The following is a 15,182-nucleotide window of genomic DNA, read 5'->3' as shown; positions in this document are numbered from 1 at the left end:
CCGGAAGCAGCCGGTGCAGAAGCCTCTTCCTTCTCTTCAGCCTTCGGCTCTTCTTTGGCTTCTTCCTTTTCCTCGGCTGGCTTTTCAGCGGAAGAATCGGAAGCAGACTCGCCCTCGTCACCAATGATGGCGATGACGGAGCCGACCTCTACGTCGTCATCTTCGTCAGCCTTGATTTCGAGGATGGTGCCCGCAACGGGGGAAGGGATTTCGGTGTCGACCTTATCGGTGGAGACCTCGAGCAATGGTTCGTCGACCTCGACCGTGTCACCCACGGACTTCAGCCACTGGGTAATCGTGCCTTCGGTTACGGATTCGCCCAGTTCGGGCATCACAACAGAGTGTGCCATAAGTAATAAGACTCCTCGGAAGTCGGAATTGTTTAACGCTGATGCTCAATCCTACCGCGTGTGTGCGACTAGCGTGCACATCTGGGTCCACCAGTCCGTTTTAAGTGCGTAAGTACACGGGGGAGTAGACTCATGGCCTATGTTTAATCCCTTCCGTCGAAACAGATCTAGGTCCCAGCTGCGGCCCCCACGTGGGCCTGGCGAGACGATCCGGAAGGAAGACGCAGCAGCCCTTTCTGAGTGGGCGCGCGGACGCGCCTATATCGAAGCATTTGTAGAACCCGAAACGGTGGTCAACGAGATGTCCGTGGTTGTCGTGGATGAGACTGGCCAGTTCATCCGCCGCCGGATCGGCGGGCCGAAGGGTATTGATGCCGTGGCGAAACTGCTGCAATGCGATGTCTACGACGTAGAAGAAACCGGCTATCCTCAGCGCATGCGCGAGCGTATGGAGCGCGAACGCATCTTGCGCAAGCGAGAAGAACAAAGACAGCGCCGCGCCCGCTTTGAGCGTGAGCACGGCGCTGAGTAGAAGCCCAAGCTAGGGCTGCGGTTTAGGACTCTGCGATTTCGCGCAGTGCTGCAACCACGGTGCGAACTGGAACGCCGGTGGCGCGCTTCGGGGTGTAGCCGTGCGGTGCGCCGTTGTTCCAGGACGGGCCGGCGACGTCGATGTGCGCCCACTCGATGCCTTCGCCGACGAACTTCTGCAGGTAGGTACCGGCAAATTCCATGCCGCCCTCGCGCTTAGCGTTGATATTGCGGATATCGGCAGCCTGGGACTTGACCTCTTCGTCGTGCTCCTCGAGCAGTGGCATTGCCCATGCGTTCTCACCGACCTCGCGGCCAATCTCAGCAATGCGGTCGCGGAAGAGATCGGAGCCCATGACGCCAGCGGTACGGGTACCCAGCGCGACAATCTGCGCGCCGGTAAGCGTAGCGGTCTCGATGAGGTACTCCGGCTTATCCGCGCTGGCGCGAGCAATGGCATCTGCCAAAACGAGGCGGCCTTCGGCGTCGGTGTTGAGCACCTCAGAGGTGATTCCGCCGTAGTGAGTAATCACATCGCCTGGGCGGGTAGCACCCGGTCCTGGCATGTTTTCAGCAAATGGCAGGGTAGCGGTGACCTTGACCGGGATCTCCAGCTTGGCGGCCGCAATGATGGCAGCGGCCATGGCTGCGGAACCACCCATGTCGGAGATCATGTCCCACATGCCGGCGCCCGGCTTCAAGGAGATGCCACCGGTATCGAAGGTGATGCCCTTGCCCACCAGAGCAACGGTGCTGGTGGCATCCTTCGGCGCCCAGGTAAGTCGCACTAGGCGTGGTGGGCGCTTGGAGCCTTTGCCCACGGAGATGATGCCGCCGTAGCCTTCCTTCTTCAGCTGCTTTTCATCTAGTACCTCTACCTCCAGGCCTGCCGCGGCAGCCTCGTTGGAGATGAATTCGGCATAAGACTCGGGGTAGAGCTCGTTAGCCGGGGTATTTACCAGATCGCGGGCGAGGTTCACAGCCTCAGCGGCAACGCGCGCGGCCTCGAACTCTTCGGCTGCCTTCTTGTTTGCGATAACGCTGAAGGAAGCCGGCGACTCGGAGTCGTTGGTCTCGCCGGAACGGATGCCGCGGTAAGCGTAGCCGCCAAGGATGAGGCCCTCGACGGTGGCGGTCAGGCCAAAGTCCGCAAGGGTGGTGACCACGGTGCCGACGCCGGTGAGCGCACGCGCGGCGGTGCCGGCGTGGCGGCGCAGCATCTCGGCGTCGAGAAGCTCAGCGTCACCCAAGCCGACAGCGACGATGAGCGGCGCGATGGAATCCTGCGGTGCGGGGATGCGGGTGATTTCGCCCGCGCGGCCAGTTGCGCCTACCGCAGCAAGCGCCTCGTAGGTAGCGCGCAGCGCAGCGGAATCCAGAGCGTCGCTTCCCGGAACCTCAAGGCCATCCTCGCCGCTGAAGGCTGCGATGAGCAATGCGTCGGCCTTCTTTGGGGCCTTCTTTGCCAGTTCAACAGATGGGAAGCTGCCGCGGGCGGGCAGGGTAAACGCGGACTTTGCCACGATTTCCTCCTTGCATTCGGGATTGAAAATGGTTTTACCTCACACACCCTACCCGTCTAGCTCACATCTTTAGGCGAATTTTGCCTGCCCTCCTATAGAAAAAGGGAGTAGCGTGTGGGACATGTTGAATTACACCGTAACGCGTACTGAGCACCCCACTTCCGCTGAAAAACTGGCCGAGATTCTCCAGGATCCTGGCTTTGGAAAAAAGTTCACCGACCACATGGTGACCATTGATTGGAACGAAGAAAAGGGCTGGCATGACGCGCAGGTGCGTCCACATGCGCCGTTTAGCATGGACCCAGCCTCCAACATCTTCCACTACGGCCAGGCCATCTTCGAAGGTATTAAGGCCTACCGCCAGCTGGATGGCTCCATCGCCACTTTCCGCCCGGAAGAAAACGCGCAGCGTTTCATCGATTCTGCGGCGCGTTTGGCCATGCCGGAGCTGCCGCAGGAAGAGTTCATCGAGTCGCTGCGCCAGCTAGTCGACGTCGATCAGGCGTGGGTTCCAGCCGCGGGCGGCGAGGAGGCGCTGTACCTGCGCCCCTTTATGATTTCCACTGAGGTCTCCTTGGGCGTTCACCCGGCGAATTCTTATCGCTACGTGCTGATTGCTTCACCGGCAGGCGCATATTTTTCCGGTGGCATCAAACCGGTATCGGTTTGGCTGTGCACCGACTATGTGCGTGCGGCTCCAGGTGGCACTGGTGCGGCGAAGTTCGCTGGCAATTATGCAGGCTCCCTGCTTGCGCAGGCACAGGCTGCGGAGAAGGGATGCGACCAGGTGGTCTGGCTCGATGCCATCGAACAAAAGTACATCGAAGAAATGGGCGGGATGAACCTAGCGTTTATCTACGGCGAGGAAGGAAACCAGGCCCTGGTTACCCCAGAGCTATCCGGCTCCTTGCTGCCGGGCATTACCCGTAAGTCCTTGCTGCAGGTAGCACAGGATATGGGGCTTAAAGTTGAGGAGCGCCGCATCACTGCGCAACAGTGGCGCGATGATGTTGCATCGGGTGCGATGACGGAAGCCTTTGCTTGCGGCACCGCCGCCGTTATCACTCCAGTGGGCCATGTCATGGGCGACGACGTTGACTTCAAGGTCAACGGCAACGAAGCCGGCAAGACCACGATGGCGCTGCGCGAGCGGCTCACTGGCATCCAGCGTGGTTGCGTAGAAGATAACCACGGCTGGCTGCACACGCTGGTTGAGAAGGCCGACTAATCCTGCGGCGCCTGCTTGGGCCTATTCTTGAGCCGATTCTAGAGTCGGCTCTTGAGCTGCTGCGAGAACATTGAGTTCGTCCGCGGCAAGTTCGAGGGCGGACTGAATGAGCGGCAACGCGGCCAGTGCGCCCAGGCTTTGTCCGGCGCGCATCTCGAGCTGAAGCAGTGGGCGCAGCTCCAGCAGCTGCAAGGCCTTAATGTGTGCCGGCTCCGTGGTGACATTCGCCGCGAGCAGCCACTGCTTTACGCCTGGGGCGAGAGACTCGGCGAAGACTGCGGCGGCGGCGCACAGCGGGCCGTCGATAAGCAGCGGCGTGCGGCGGGCAGTGGCCTGACAGATAAAGCCCACCAACGCCGCAAAGCTAGGCGAGGATGCGGCTTGAATAACCTCCGCGCCCTCCAAGTTGCGGATGCGGAACATGGCGTCGCGGATCACGGTGACCTTGGTCTTCCACATTGCATCCGTGGTGCCCGAGCCAGGACCCACGATGGCGACCGGCTCAGTGCTGGTGAAATGACCCATGAGCGCTGCGGCAACGGTGGTAGCACCAACGCCCACCTCGGCGGGAATGAGCAGATCGGCGCCGGAATCAATCTCGGCGTCGGCAGTGGCTTGGCCCAAAGAAAACGCCGCCTCGAACTCCTCGTTGCCCATCGCCGGCTCGGCGTCGATAGGGGCGGAGGGCGCACAATCGACGACCGTGATGCTGGCGCTTGCGCGGCGTGCCAAGCTGTGGCTCGGTCCGGTGCCTTCCTTTAATTCAGCAATCTGCTGCGCGTCGGATTCGGGCGCGAAAGCAGAAAGGCCGACACCTTCGAAAGTGCGGGTAGCGATGCCATGCGAACCAGCGAAGACGACAACGCGTGGGCGGCGCAAAGCCGCCGCTGGTACGACACCCTGACAAGCAGCAAGCCAGCTCGCGACGCCGCTCAACCTACCGAAAGAATCTCCGCGTACAGAGGAAGCCAACGCGTCGGCGACGGCGCGGCCTGCTTGCTGATCAGGCTGCGGAACCGGCGTGAGCTCAGACATCGCTACTCCTTAATAACTACCTAGAAATAACTACCTAGATTAAGTAAGACTGCCTTAGACGGTAGCGCCGCGCTCGACGCGTGGCTTTGGGGTACGCCACTTGCGCGGCTGGGAAGCGCGCGTATATGCGTAGAAGCCCAAGCCGAAGCCAGCCTCGGTGGTTCCCGGGAACTTCAGGCGCACTGCGTTGTTGCACTGACGAGCCAGCCAGAAACCCTCGATGGCGATTACCGCGATAACCACCATGGCGAAGATATTGACCCAGTTGGCAACGTTGGGGCTGAAGTTGGCCAGCATCATAACCACAAGCAGAAGCAGCATCATAGGCATCATCCACTCGTTGATGAATTTGCGGGAATCTACCCAGTCACGCACGTAGCGGCGGACTTCGCCCTTATCGCGGGGCAGCAGGTAGCGCTCGTCGCCGCTCGCCATGCGCTCCTGGGCAAGGCGGTTAGCCGCACGAGATTCCTCGCGCTCCTTGCGCTTATAGGCCTTCCATTCCTCCTTGGACATGGAAGCCTTCATCTCCTTGCGGTGCTGGTAGCGCTGGGCTTCGGACATGCCGTGCGGATCGCGCTTGACGCCGCGGGCGATCTCTTGCTGATCGCGCTTCGGCGTGGGACGACCCTTCGGCGGGGTGTAACCCTTGCGGTGTTCCTCCGGCTTTTTAGCAGCCGGGGTTTCGCTCATCTGAGAAGCGGGGAGGGCGGCGCTACCGTCCGCCTTTTCATCTTTTTGCCACGGAAGTTTCACGTTGATCAGACTACAAGGTTGTGGCCGTTAAATGGGAATAGGCCCGCCCTGCCCGGTGTTGTGAAAGACGTAAGCGAGGTCAACCTTTCCACCTTCGAAACATTGAGGGTAGGGTAGAGGCCAGAAAAACCCGTACTTAATAGAGGAGAAGACATGACCGCTCCAGCTTCCGCTACCGGCGTCATCCTGACTGAGGCAGCAGCCGCAAAGGCAAAGGCACTGCTCGAGCAGGAAGGCCGTGATGACCTGTCTCTGCGTATTGCCGTCCAGCCAGGTGGTTGCGCTGGCCTGCGTTACCAGCTGTACTTCGACGACCGCAGCCTCGATGGTGACAAGGTCGACAACGTTGATGGCGTAAACCTCGTCGTTGACAAGATGTCCGTTCCTTACCTCACTGGCGCAAAGATCGACTTCGCTGACACCATTGAGTCTCAGGGCTTTACCATTGACAACCCGAATGCCGGTGGCTCCTGCGCTTGTGGTGACTCCTTTAACTAAATAGCGCGCTTTTAAGCGTTTCAGCTTAAAGCGTCTTGGCTTAAAGCCCTTCGTGGCTGCAAGCACGAAAAGTGCCCGCCGCTTTCCTCTGTTCCTCCTTTTGAAAGATAAGGGAGACAGGTCAAGCGGCGGGCACTTTTTGGATAAACGTCAAAGTGACGAAACCTGGCTTATAGCTTTACCGGATAGTCGCGCTGTTCGATCTGCGGATCGATGCGATTTTCTACGAAGATGCCGTGCCAGATCATGAACGAGAGGACCGTCCACAGGCGGCGCGAGTGATCGCTCACGCCGTCGCGGTGCTCCTTGAGCATCTCCAGAACTTCCTTCTTGTTGAAGATGTCCTCGGTCTGGGACTCGTTGATCTGGTCCTGTGCCCAGCCGTAGAGCTCGTCGCCAGCCAGCCAGTGGCGCATTGGAACTGGGAAGCCGAGCTTCTTACGGTGCAGAACGTGTGGCGGAACGATCTGCTCCATTGCCTTGCGCAGAGCGTACTTGGTGGTGCCGTGGGAAATCTTCAGATCGTGCGGAATGGTTTCTGCCACCTTGAAAACTTCCTTGTCCAGGAACGGCACGCGCAGCTCCAGGGAGTTAGCCATATTCATCTTGTCGGCCTTGACCAAGATGTCGCCGCGCATCCACGTAAACAGGTCGAGGTGCTGCATGCGGGCAACTGGGTCGAAGTCACGGGACTGCGCATAAATAGGCGCCGTGACCTCACGGTGGTCCCATTCCTCCTTGGCCCACGGAATAACGCGCTGCATTTGCTCGAAGTTGAAGGAGCGGGCGTTGCCGTAGTAACGCTCTTCCATGGTCATGGAGCCACGGTTGAGAAGGGACTTACCCTTCATGCCTTCTGGGAGAACCTTCGACAGCTGGCCTAAGCCACGGCGCAGCGGGGAAGGGATTTTCTCAAATGGTGCCAGCGAAAGCGGCTCCTTATAAATGGTGTAGCCGCCGAACAGCTCGTCCGCGCCCTCGCCGGAGAGAACGACCTTGACGTGTTTGCGGGCCTCCTGGGCCACGAAGTACAGCGGAACCAGGGACGGATCGGCCACCGGGTTGTCCAGGTACCACATGATTTTCGGAACCGCGGTGGCGTATTCCTCTGGGGAGACAATCTTGACGATATGCTCAACGCCGATTGCTTCAGCAGATTCTGCGGCGACGTCGACTTCGGAGTAGCCTTCGCGCTCGAAGCCGGTGGTGAAAGTCAAAAGATCCGGATTGTGGCGCTTTGCCAGGGTTGCAATCGCGGTGGAGTCGATGCCTCCGGACAGGAAAGAGCCAACCGTGACGTCTGCACGCATGTGCTTTTCGACGGAGTCCTCCAGCGCCTTAGTAATCTTGTCGAAGAGCTGCTGTTCGCTGCCCTCTGCCACCTTCTGGACCGAGAAGCGCGGCTTGAAGTAGCGATCGTTTGTGACCTTCTGGCCCGGGCGCAGCGTGACGGTAGAGCCGGATTCGACGCGGCGAATGTTAGCGTGCAGGGATTCCGGTTCCGGAACGTACTGCAGATCGACGTAATGCTCAATTGCGCGCTTGTCTAGGCTGAGGTCTAGACCCAGCGGCTCGGCCATATCGAGGATGCACTTCATCTCGGAGGCGAAGATGGTGCCTGCCTCGGTGGTGGCGTAATACAGCGGCTTGATGCCGAACTGGTCGCGGGCGGCAAACATCGTCTTGGTTTCGGTGTCCCAGATGACAAAGCCGAACATGCCACGCAGGTGATTGACTACATCCTCGCCCCAGTGGTGGTAGCCCACGACGATGGGCTCGCCGTCGCCTTCGGTGTTGAACTTCAGGCCGGCCGCCTTAAGCTCCTCGCGCAGCTCGATGTAGTTGTAGATCTCGCCGTTGAAGGTCAGGGCATAGCGCTCTGGATTATCTTCTGGGCCCCAGCGCAGTGGCTGGTGGGAGTGCTCAAGGTCAATGATGGACAGGCGGTTGAAGCCAAAGACGACGTCGTCGTCATGCCAGGTGCCCGCTGCATCCGGGCCGCGGTGGTGCATGCACTGCAAGGACTGTTCGAGGGCATCTACGTACTTGGCCGCGTCGTGGTTAGCGGTCAGTAGTCCGCAAAGTCCGCACATAGGGTGGTTGCTCCTTATTAATCAAGGGTCTTTTTCTTCCGAATACTTTACGGGGCTTAAATCCTAAATGGAGTTACGCGCGCCGAGTTACAAGCTTCGTGGCAGTCTTTGTTCAGCAATCGGGGAGGGGTTGGCGCAGCTTACCCGTTAGGGTGCGAACTTTCGGATGATGTAGCCGCATGGCCTTTGTGAATTGGGTCATAGGCTAAACCCGCCATTCGAGGGGTTGGTTCTGCCCTTGTGCAGGTGGGCCGGTAACATGCAGTGCGTTCGCAGTTTGCAGAGTGTTTCGGAAGGCCTGTGAAGCTATCAAATGCTTAAGAAACGCAGGCTCCATCCACTATCCTGATTGGATAGGAATGCTCTGTGAGTATTCGAGAAGTTTGTGTGGACAGAAAGGCAGAACACACGTGGGACAGCGTAAGCAGCGCAACTTTGCCCGTAAGGCGGGCCTAGCTGGCGCAATCGCTCTTGGCGGCTTCGCATTGGCTGGTTGTGACGTAGAAGCTCCAACCGCCGTTGAGAACCTCTTGGGCTTTGGTTGGCCAAAGGGTATTACCCCTGAGGCGGAGTCTATGTACAACTTCTGGATTTGGGTCTGGGTTGCAGCATGGATTGTTGGTTTCATCATGTGGGGGCTCTTCCTCACCGCCATCTTCAAGTGGAACGCGAAGAAGGCTGAAAAGGATGGCAAGGGCGAGTTCCCTAAGCAGCTGCAGTACAACGTGCCGCTGGAGATGACTCTGACCATCGTGCCAATTCTTATCATCATGGGCCTGTTCTTCTTTACCGTTCAGGCGCAGCAGAAGGTCACCGCACTGGATAAGAACCCAGAGGTTACCGTCGATGTCACCGCTTACCAGTGGAACTGGAAGTTCGGTTACGCCGAGAACAAGGTAGACGGCGAGAACTACAACGGCGAGGACACCGAGCGTAAGAAGATTGCTGAAGAATCCTCCGTTGACCCGGAGGGCGTGGAGAACCCGAACCCAATTCACGGCAAGTCCATGGGGGACATCTCCTACCTGAACTTCAACAAGATCGAGACTGTTGGCTCCACCGAGGAAGTTCCGGTTCTGGTTCTTCCTTCCGAGACCCCGATTGAGTTCCGTCTCGCTTCCGGTGACGTCTCCCACGCATTCTGGGTTCCGGAATTCCTCTTCAAGCGCGACGTTTACGCGCACCCAGAGGCTAACGCTCAGGAGCGTCGCTTCCAGATTGAGAAGATTGATGAGGAAGGCGCATTCGTTGGCCGCTGTGCCGAGATGTGCGGTACCTACCACTCCATGATGAACTTCGAGATCCGTGTTGTTAACCGCGATGACTTCAATAAGTACCTGAAGTTCCGTGAGCAGAACCCGGAGGCAACCAACGCTGAGGCTCTTGAGCACATCGGCCAGGATCCTTACGCAGTGACCACCTCTCCGTTCAACTCTCAGCGCGATACCCGCACCGGTGACAACTTCGTTGACACCCCGAAGGCATAAGTAGAAAAGGACTGAATTTCACAATGCGTGCAACATCTAAGGTCTTCTACTCGATTGCGACCTACCTGTTTGTTTCCCTGATTGTTTACGTCCTCGGCGTGAACTTCGTGAAGGATGACGGCTACCTGTACGGTCCGGAGTGGGCAGGCATCGTCGGCCTTACCCTGGCGTTCCTGCTGTGCATCATGCTCGGCGTGTACATCAGCTTCACCGATTCCCGCGTCGACGTCGCTCCTGAGGACTGGGAAGAGGCAGAGACTGAGGACGGCGCTGGCATCCTCGGCTTCTTCTCCCCGGGTTCCATCTGGCCGCTGGCTATGACCGGCTCCATCGCGCTGCTTGGTCTGGGCATCATCTTCCTGTACTTCTGGCTCATCGTTCTCGGCGCTGCTTGCTTGGTGGCTTCCGTTACCGGTCTGTCCCTGCAGTACGGTCTGCCGAAGGAAAAGCACTAGTTTTCCTTGCGCGTTAGTGGCGGCCTATCCCGGCGGTCACTAACGCCCGCCTAAAACTTCTCGCGTCCCCCATCACTTTCCGTGGTGGGGGACTTTGGCGATCTCCGCGTCGGATGGAAGGTTCCAAAAGTTCCCACAAAATCTAAAAGATTTTCTAAAGCGGATGTAGCGGGGGAGGGGACGGTAGTGAAAGCTGCACTCAACGCGCGCTATATCACCGAGTAATGGCACGTTAGGGGCTATTTTCGCGGGGGTCAACCGAAAGTTGGAAACCTGCTAGTTTCAGCAGCGACCATTTTGTGATTTATATCATCGAGCTAATCGCTCAATTCGGTTGCAAAGCGCATCTTAAGTGTTCAAGTTTTCCGGCGATTTCGCGGCCCTTTTGGCGGTCAACCGACTAATAAGCCGTTTACCTGCACGGATGGGGCGTCGTAAAGCAGTGGTAAAAGTTCCCGCTAGCAGCCGATTTTTCTCCAAAATTAACCTTTGCTGGCAAAGCGCTGTGGCATGGCGAAAAGTAGCTTCAAAAATTCGGGGGGAATTGAAGTGACTTCACGTCTCTGACCGGCCATACTGTTATGCGTGACGAGCGTAGTTTCAAACCAAGGTATGGCAGCACCACGTGTTGCCGCGCTGAACCGACCCAACATGGTCAGCGTTGGCACCATCGTGTTCCTGTCTCAGGAATTGATGTTCTTTGCCGGACTGTTCGCGATGTGGTTCACCTCGCGTGCAAACGGCCAGGAAGGCGACTGGGCGGAGCATACCGCCCATATCAACGTGCCGATGGGATTCATTATCACGGCAGTGCTGATTTCGTCTTCCGTGACCTCCCAGTTCGGCGTATTCGCAGCAGAAAGGGGTGACGTATACAAGCTCCGACTCTGGTACTCAGTGACCTTGCTGTTGGGTGTTGTCTTCTTGGGCATCATGGCATTTGAGTGGACAGAGTTGATCACGCACGGTGTGACTGTTCAGTCCAGCGTCTTCGGTTCGGTCTTTTACATCCTGACCGGCTTCCACGCTGCACACGTGACTGCAGGCCTTATCTCCTTCGCGATCATTCTGGCGCGTATTGCTAAGTCCAAGTTCACGCCAGCACAGGCAACCGCAGCGATGGCAGTGTCCTACTACTGGCACTTTGTCGACGTTGTCTGGATTGGCGTGTTCGTAGTCATCTACCTAGTCCAGTAGGCCGTAGGAGCCCGGGAGCAGGCTCTCGGCCTACAGCCATCCATTTCCGTGTACGAGTTATCTAAAGGAAAATGATGGATAACATTCAGCAAACCGCCGCAGTGGAAGAGACCACTGCCGCGGCTAAGAAGACCCGCCGTCGCCGCAAGGCGAAGCGCACTCTTGCCGGCGCCTTCGCTCTGAGCATCGGTCTGACTGGTGCTGGTGTCCTGGCTTCTGCCTTGACCCCAGACGCGCAGATCGCAACCGCTCAAAAGGATGATCAGGCTCTCGTTCAAGAGGGCAAGGACATCTACGACGTTGCTTGTATCACCTGCCACGGTGCCAACCTGCAGGGCATTGAGGGCCGCGGCCCGTCCCTCGTTGGCATCGGTGCTGGCTCCGTGTACTTCCAGGTGCACTCCGGCCGCATGCCGATGATGTCCAACGACGCACAGGCTGAGCGCAAGACCCCGCGTTACACCGAGCAGCAGACCCAGGCGCTTGCAGCTTATGTTGCAGCAAATGGTGGCGGCGCTGACATCGTCTACAACGAAGACGGCACCATTGCTCAGGAATCTCTTCGTGGCGCTAACTACAACGGCCAGATTCAGGCCGAGGACGTAGCTAAGGGTTCCGAGCTGTTCCGCATGAACTGTGCATCCTGCCACAACTTCACCGGCCAGGGCGGTGCGCTGTCCTCCGGTAAGTACGCTCCGCCGCTGGCTCCGGCCAACGAGCAGGAGATCTACCAGGCAATGCTGACCGGCCCGCAAAACATGCCTAAGTTCTCCGACCGTCAGCTTTCCGCAGACGAAAAGAAGGACATCATCGCCTACCTCAAGTCTGCAAAGGAAACCCCGTCTCCAGCAGGCTGGGACCTTGGTGGATTGGGCCCGGTTGCTGAGGGTCTCGCAATGTGGATCATCGGCATCAGCGCTTTGTGCGTTGCCGCTATGTGGATTGGATCGCGCTCATGAGCAATGTAAAGAAGAACTACACCAACGCAGAGCTCGACAAGATGAGCAACGATGAGCTCGCCGCTCTCGGCACCGAGCTCGATGACGTAACCGTTGCGTTCCGCAAGGAGCGTTTCCCGGTTGATGGCGACCCAGCTGAAAAGCGTGCCGCCACCAACGTAACCATCTGGTTGCTGATTTCGGTCATCGCAGGCCTTGCCTTCTTGGGCGTGTACCTGTTCTGGCCATGGCAGTACAAGATGCTGGGAGAGGACGGCATTTGGTGGCATACCCTTTACACCCCGTTGCTGGGTGTTACCGCTGGCCTGGCTATTTTGGCCCTGGGCTTTGCCATCGTTCAGTACGTTAAGAAGATTCTGCCTGAAGAGATTTCCGTTCAGCGTCGTCACGACGGCCCTTCCGAGGAAGTTGACCGCCGCACCCTGACCGCTCTTCTGAACGATTCTTGGAAGACCTCCACTCTGGGTCGTCGCAAAACCATCATGGGTCTGCTCGGCGGCGCAGGCGTTCTGTTTGGTCTGTCCGTTATTGCTCCGCTGGGCGGCGCAATCAACAACCCATGGAAGAAGCGCCACGAGCTTAACTACGCTGGCGACGGCACTCTGTGGACCTCCGGTTGGACCATGCACGAGAAGGGCGTGAAGCTCTATCTGGCTCGCGATACTTCTACTATTGCAGAAAAGCACGAGGGTGAGTCCGGTACCCACTACACCACCCGTGGCCTCGCTCGTCTGGTTCGCGTGCGTCCTGAGGACCTCGCTGCCGGCGGCATGGAGACTGTCTTCCCGCTTGCTGCGGAAGACGTCAACGATGGTGACCTGTGGTCTGAGGATAAGGACGTCTACGAAAACCACATGCACTCCATTCACGGCAACCGCAACGCCGTGATGCTCATCCGCCTGCGTCACTCCGACGCACAGAAGGCAATTGAGCGTGCTGGTCAGGAAGACTTCCACTACGGCGACTACTACGCCTACTCCAAGATCTGTACCCACATTGGTTGCCCGACCTCTCTGTACGAGGCTCAGACCAACCGCATTCTGTGCCCGTGCCACCAGTCGCAGTTCGACGCTTTGCACTACGGCAAGCCGGTCTTCGGACCTGCAGCCCGTGCACTGCCGCAGCTGCCGATCGGCGTGGACGAAGAGGGCTACCTCGTTGCCAAGGGCAACTTTATCGAGCCTGTCGGACCTGCATTCTGGGAGCGTAAGTCATAATGAGTAACAAACTTGCCAAGATGGGCAACAACATGGATTCGCGCTACTCCGCAGCCGGAGTACTGCGAACCCAGCTGAACAAGGTCTTTCCGACCCACTGGTCCTTCATGCTCGGTGAGATGGCTCTTTACAGCTTCATCATCCTGCTGCTGACCGGTATCTACCTGGCACTGTTCTTCGACCCTTCCATCACGAAGGTCATCTACGACGGTGCATACACCCCGCTGAACGGCGTTGAGATGTCCCGCGCTTACGCAACTGCGCTGGATCTTTCCTTCGAGGTTCGCGGCGGCCTGTTTATCCGCCAGATGCACCACTGGGCAGCACTGATGTTCATGATGTCCATGGTTGCTCACATGCTCCGCATCTTCTTCACCGGTGCGTTCCGTCGCCCGCGTGAGGCCAACTGGATCATCGGTTGTGCACTGATTCTCCTGGGCATGGTCGAGGGCTTCCTCGGCTACTCCCTCCCGGACGATCTGCTCTCCGGCGTTGGTCTGCGAATCATGTCCGCTATCATCCTGGGCCTGCCTATTATCGGCACCTGGCTGCACTGGGCAATCTTCGGCGGCGACTTCCCGTCCGACCTCATGCTGGACCGTTTCTACATCCTGCACGTTCTGGTTATCCCGGGCATTATCCTGGGTCTGGTTGCCGCTCACCTCATCATGGTTTGGTTCCAGAAGCACACCCAGTTCCCTGGACCAGGCCGCGCAGAAAACAACGTTGTCGGCGTCCGCATTATGCCGGTCTTCGCTACGAAGGCAATCGGCATGGGAATGATGGTTGCTGGCGTTCTGGCTTTGATGTCTGGTCTGCTGACCATCAACGCCATCTGGCTGCTTGGCCCGTACAACCCGTCTCAGGTCTCCGCTGGTTCCCAGCCGGATATCTACATGCTGTGGACTGACGGTGTTGCTCGTGTCATGCCGGCATGGGAGCTGTACCTCGGCAACTACACCATTCCTTCCGCATTCTGGGTTGCACTGCTTTGTGGTGCGATGGTCGTCCTGCTGTTCGCTTACCCATTCCTGGAGAAGAAGTTCACTGGCGACGACGCTCACCACAACCTGCTGCAGCGTCCGCGCGACGTTCCGGTTCGCTCCGCTATCGGCGCAATGGCAATCACCTTCTTCCTGCTGGTGACCCTGTCCGGTGGTAACGACCACGTCGCACACTTCTTCCAGATCTCGCTGAACGCAATGACCTGGGTTGGTCGTATCGGCCTCATCGTCTTGCCTCCAATCGCTTACTTCATGACCTACCGCATCTGCGTTGGTCTGCAGCGTTCCGACCGCGAGGTCTTGGAGCATGGCATCGAGACCGGTGTTATCAAGCAGCTGCCGAATGGTGCCTTCATCGAGGTCCACCAGCCGCTTGGCCCGGTCGACGAGCACGGCCACCCGGTTCCGCTGGAGTACGCTGGCGCTCAGGTTCCGAAGCAGCTCAACCAGCTTGGCTTCGCTGACTCTGAGACCCAGGGTATTTTCTCCCCGGATGACTCTGCACTCATGCACCGTGTCCACGAAATTCACGAGGAGAACCACGCTGAGGAGGCAGAAATGTTCCGCCGCCTCAACGAGGCAAACCGTCGCGAAGACGAAGAGCACGGCCGCATCTAAGGCTTCTATATAAGAGCCTGAAACTCGCTCACAAGCCCTCGTCTTTCCTACTGCTAGTAGGAGAGGCGGGGGCTTTAGCGATCCCCACATCGGCCCGCTAGGCGCCTGTGTTGCTTGCCGTTTTCTACTCTTTATATATAGGAAGCAATCCATTCAGTCTTTAAGGAGAGAGCTCTGGGGATAAAGAGCACGCTTTAAGGGGGTGTTCCTATATAGGTTGTCAACTCCGTG

At 58.2% G+C, this 15,182-nt stretch carries 14 protein-coding genes; 9 read left to right on the top strand and 5 right to left on the bottom strand.

All coding sequences use genetic code 11. The features are described 5' to 3' along the window. The coding region (locus HMPREF2692_RS02965) for a biotin/lipoyl-containing protein (RefSeq protein WP_305763939.1) at window positions 1–350 on the bottom strand (350 nt) is incomplete at its 3' end. A 139-nt stretch (window positions 351–489) separates the two neighbouring features. On the opposite strand from HMPREF2692_RS02965, the gene HMPREF2692_RS02960 reads away from it, so the two are divergent. Continuing rightward, window positions 490–882, top strand: coding sequence for a hypothetical protein (locus HMPREF2692_RS02960; RefSeq protein WP_061923587.1), 393 nt, complete (start codon window positions 490–492; stop codon window positions 880–882). A gap of 22 nt (window positions 883–904) precedes the next feature. On the opposite strand, the gene HMPREF2692_RS02955 is transcribed toward HMPREF2692_RS02960, so the two are convergent. Further along, on the bottom strand, window positions 905–2,404 hold the full coding sequence (locus HMPREF2692_RS02955) for a leucyl aminopeptidase (RefSeq protein WP_070822713.1): 1,500 nt from the start codon (window positions 2,402–2,404) through the stop codon (window positions 905–907). A gap of 121 nt (window positions 2,405–2,525) precedes the next feature. On the opposite strand from HMPREF2692_RS02955, the gene HMPREF2692_RS02950 reads away from it, so the two are divergent. Beyond that, window positions 2,526–3,632: a branched-chain amino acid aminotransferase gene (locus tag HMPREF2692_RS02950; RefSeq protein WP_070822711.1), complete on the top strand. Its 1,107-nt coding sequence runs from the start codon at window positions 2,526–2,528 to the stop codon at window positions 3,630–3,632. A 21-nt stretch (window positions 3,633–3,653) separates the two neighbouring features. Here the strand turns inward: HMPREF2692_RS02950 and HMPREF2692_RS02945 are convergent, their stop codons facing one another. Further along, entirely contained in the window at window positions 3,654–4,667 is a 1,014-nt protein-coding gene (locus tag HMPREF2692_RS02945; RefSeq protein ID WP_070822710.1) for a nicotinate-nucleotide--dimethylbenzimidazole phosphoribosyltransferase, read from the bottom strand. Between the two features lie 54 nt (window positions 4,668–4,721). Continuing rightward, a complete protein-coding gene (locus HMPREF2692_RS02940) occupies window positions 4,722–5,423 on the bottom strand; it encodes a DUF3043 domain-containing protein (RefSeq protein WP_061923573.1) in 702 nt (233 codons plus the stop codon). Window positions 5,424–5,576: 153 nt separating this feature from the next. On the opposite strand from HMPREF2692_RS02940, the gene HMPREF2692_RS02935 reads away from it, so the two are divergent. After that, window positions 5,577–5,921, top strand: coding sequence for a HesB/IscA family protein (locus tag HMPREF2692_RS02935; protein WP_061923570.1), 345 nt, complete (start codon window positions 5,577–5,579; stop codon window positions 5,919–5,921). A 170-nt stretch (window positions 5,922–6,091) separates the two neighbouring features. Here HMPREF2692_RS02935 and asnB read toward each other — a convergent pair whose 3' ends face one another. Next, complete coding sequence (asnB, locus tag HMPREF2692_RS02930; protein WP_070822708.1) at window positions 6,092–8,014, bottom strand: asparagine synthase (glutamine-hydrolyzing); 1,923 nt, start codon at window positions 8,012–8,014, stop codon at window positions 6,092–6,094. Between the two features lie 410 nt (window positions 8,015–8,424). On the opposite strand from asnB, the gene HMPREF2692_RS02925 reads away from it, so the two are divergent. The 6 genes from HMPREF2692_RS02925 (at window position 8,425) to HMPREF2692_RS02900 (ending at window position 14,951) form a co-directional block, all read left to right on the top strand. Next, window positions 8,425–9,501: an aa3-type cytochrome oxidase subunit II gene (locus HMPREF2692_RS02925; RefSeq protein ID WP_061923561.1), complete on the top strand. Its 1,077-nt coding sequence runs from the start codon at window positions 8,425–8,427 to the stop codon at window positions 9,499–9,501. A gap of 23 nt (window positions 9,502–9,524) precedes the next feature. Further along, window positions 9,525–9,956 (top strand): aa3-type cytochrome oxidase subunit IV, encoded by a 432-nt coding sequence (locus HMPREF2692_RS02920; RefSeq protein WP_061923558.1) that lies wholly within the window; start codon window positions 9,525–9,527, stop codon window positions 9,954–9,956. A 612-nt stretch (window positions 9,957–10,568) separates the two neighbouring features. Next, a complete protein-coding gene (locus HMPREF2692_RS02915; RefSeq protein ID WP_179294365.1) occupies window positions 10,569–11,153 on the top strand; it encodes an aa3-type cytochrome oxidase subunit III in 585 nt (194 codons plus the stop codon). 71 nt (window positions 11,154–11,224) lie between these two features. Continuing rightward, the gene (locus tag HMPREF2692_RS02910; protein ID WP_062038174.1) at window positions 11,225–12,112 is read left to right on the top strand and encodes a cytochrome bc1 complex diheme cytochrome c subunit; all 888 of its coding nucleotides are present in this window, start codon (window positions 11,225–11,227) and stop codon (window positions 12,110–12,112) included. After that, a complete protein-coding gene (locus tag HMPREF2692_RS02905; RefSeq protein WP_070822705.1) occupies window positions 12,109–13,329 on the top strand; it encodes a cytochrome bc1 complex Rieske iron-sulfur subunit in 1,221 nt (406 codons plus the stop codon). The genes HMPREF2692_RS02910 and HMPREF2692_RS02905 overlap by 4 nt, the downstream gene beginning before the upstream one ends. Next, entirely contained in the window at window positions 13,329–14,951 is a 1,623-nt protein-coding gene (locus HMPREF2692_RS02900; protein ID WP_062038180.1) for a cytochrome bc1 complex cytochrome b subunit, read from the top strand. Before HMPREF2692_RS02905 ends, HMPREF2692_RS02900 begins: the two co-directional genes overlap by 1 nt. Window positions 14,952–15,182 lie beyond the last annotated feature (231 nt).

This window comes from Corynebacterium sp. HMSC036D03 (assembly GCF_001836185.1).
GTDB lineage: Bacteria > Actinomycetota > Actinomycetes > Mycobacteriales > Mycobacteriaceae > Corynebacterium > Corynebacterium simulans.
The sequence above is the reverse complement of the archived record's forward strand: the minus strand, read 5'-3'. Positions and strand labels throughout refer to the sequence as shown.

Bases quoted from the DNA above. Each gene is read 5' to 3' on its own strand.
- HMPREF2692_RS02920 (WP_061923558.1), top strand. From the start codon at position 9,525: ATGCGTGCAACATCTAAGGTCTTCTACTCGATTGCGACCTACCTGTTT.
- HMPREF2692_RS02910 (WP_062038174.1), top strand. From the start codon at position 11,225: ATGATGGATAACATTCAGCAAACCGCCGCAGTGGAAGAGACCACTGCC.
- HMPREF2692_RS02905 (WP_070822705.1), top strand. From the start codon at position 12,109: ATGAGCAATGTAAAGAAGAACTACACCAACGCAGAGCTCGACAAGATG.
- HMPREF2692_RS02960 (WP_061923587.1), top strand. From the start codon at position 490: ATGTTTAATCCCTTCCGTCGAAACAGATCTAGGTCCCAGCTGCGGCCC.
- HMPREF2692_RS02935 (WP_061923570.1), top strand. From the start codon at position 5,577: ATGACCGCTCCAGCTTCCGCTACCGGCGTCATCCTGACTGAGGCAGCA.
- asnB (WP_070822708.1), bottom strand. From the start codon at position 8,014: ATGTGCGGACTTTGCGGACTACTGACCGCTAACCACGACGCGGCCAAG.
- HMPREF2692_RS02945 (WP_070822710.1), bottom strand. From the start codon at position 4,667: ATGTCTGAGCTCACGCCGGTTCCGCAGCCTGATCAGCAAGCAGGCCGC.
- HMPREF2692_RS02950 (WP_070822711.1), top strand. From the start codon at position 2,526: ATGTTGAATTACACCGTAACGCGTACTGAGCACCCCACTTCCGCTGAA.
- HMPREF2692_RS02900 (WP_062038180.1), top strand. From the start codon at position 13,329: ATGAGTAACAAACTTGCCAAGATGGGCAACAACATGGATTCGCGCTAC.
- HMPREF2692_RS02915 (WP_179294365.1), top strand. From the start codon at position 10,569: ATGGCAGCACCACGTGTTGCCGCGCTGAACCGACCCAACATGGTCAGC.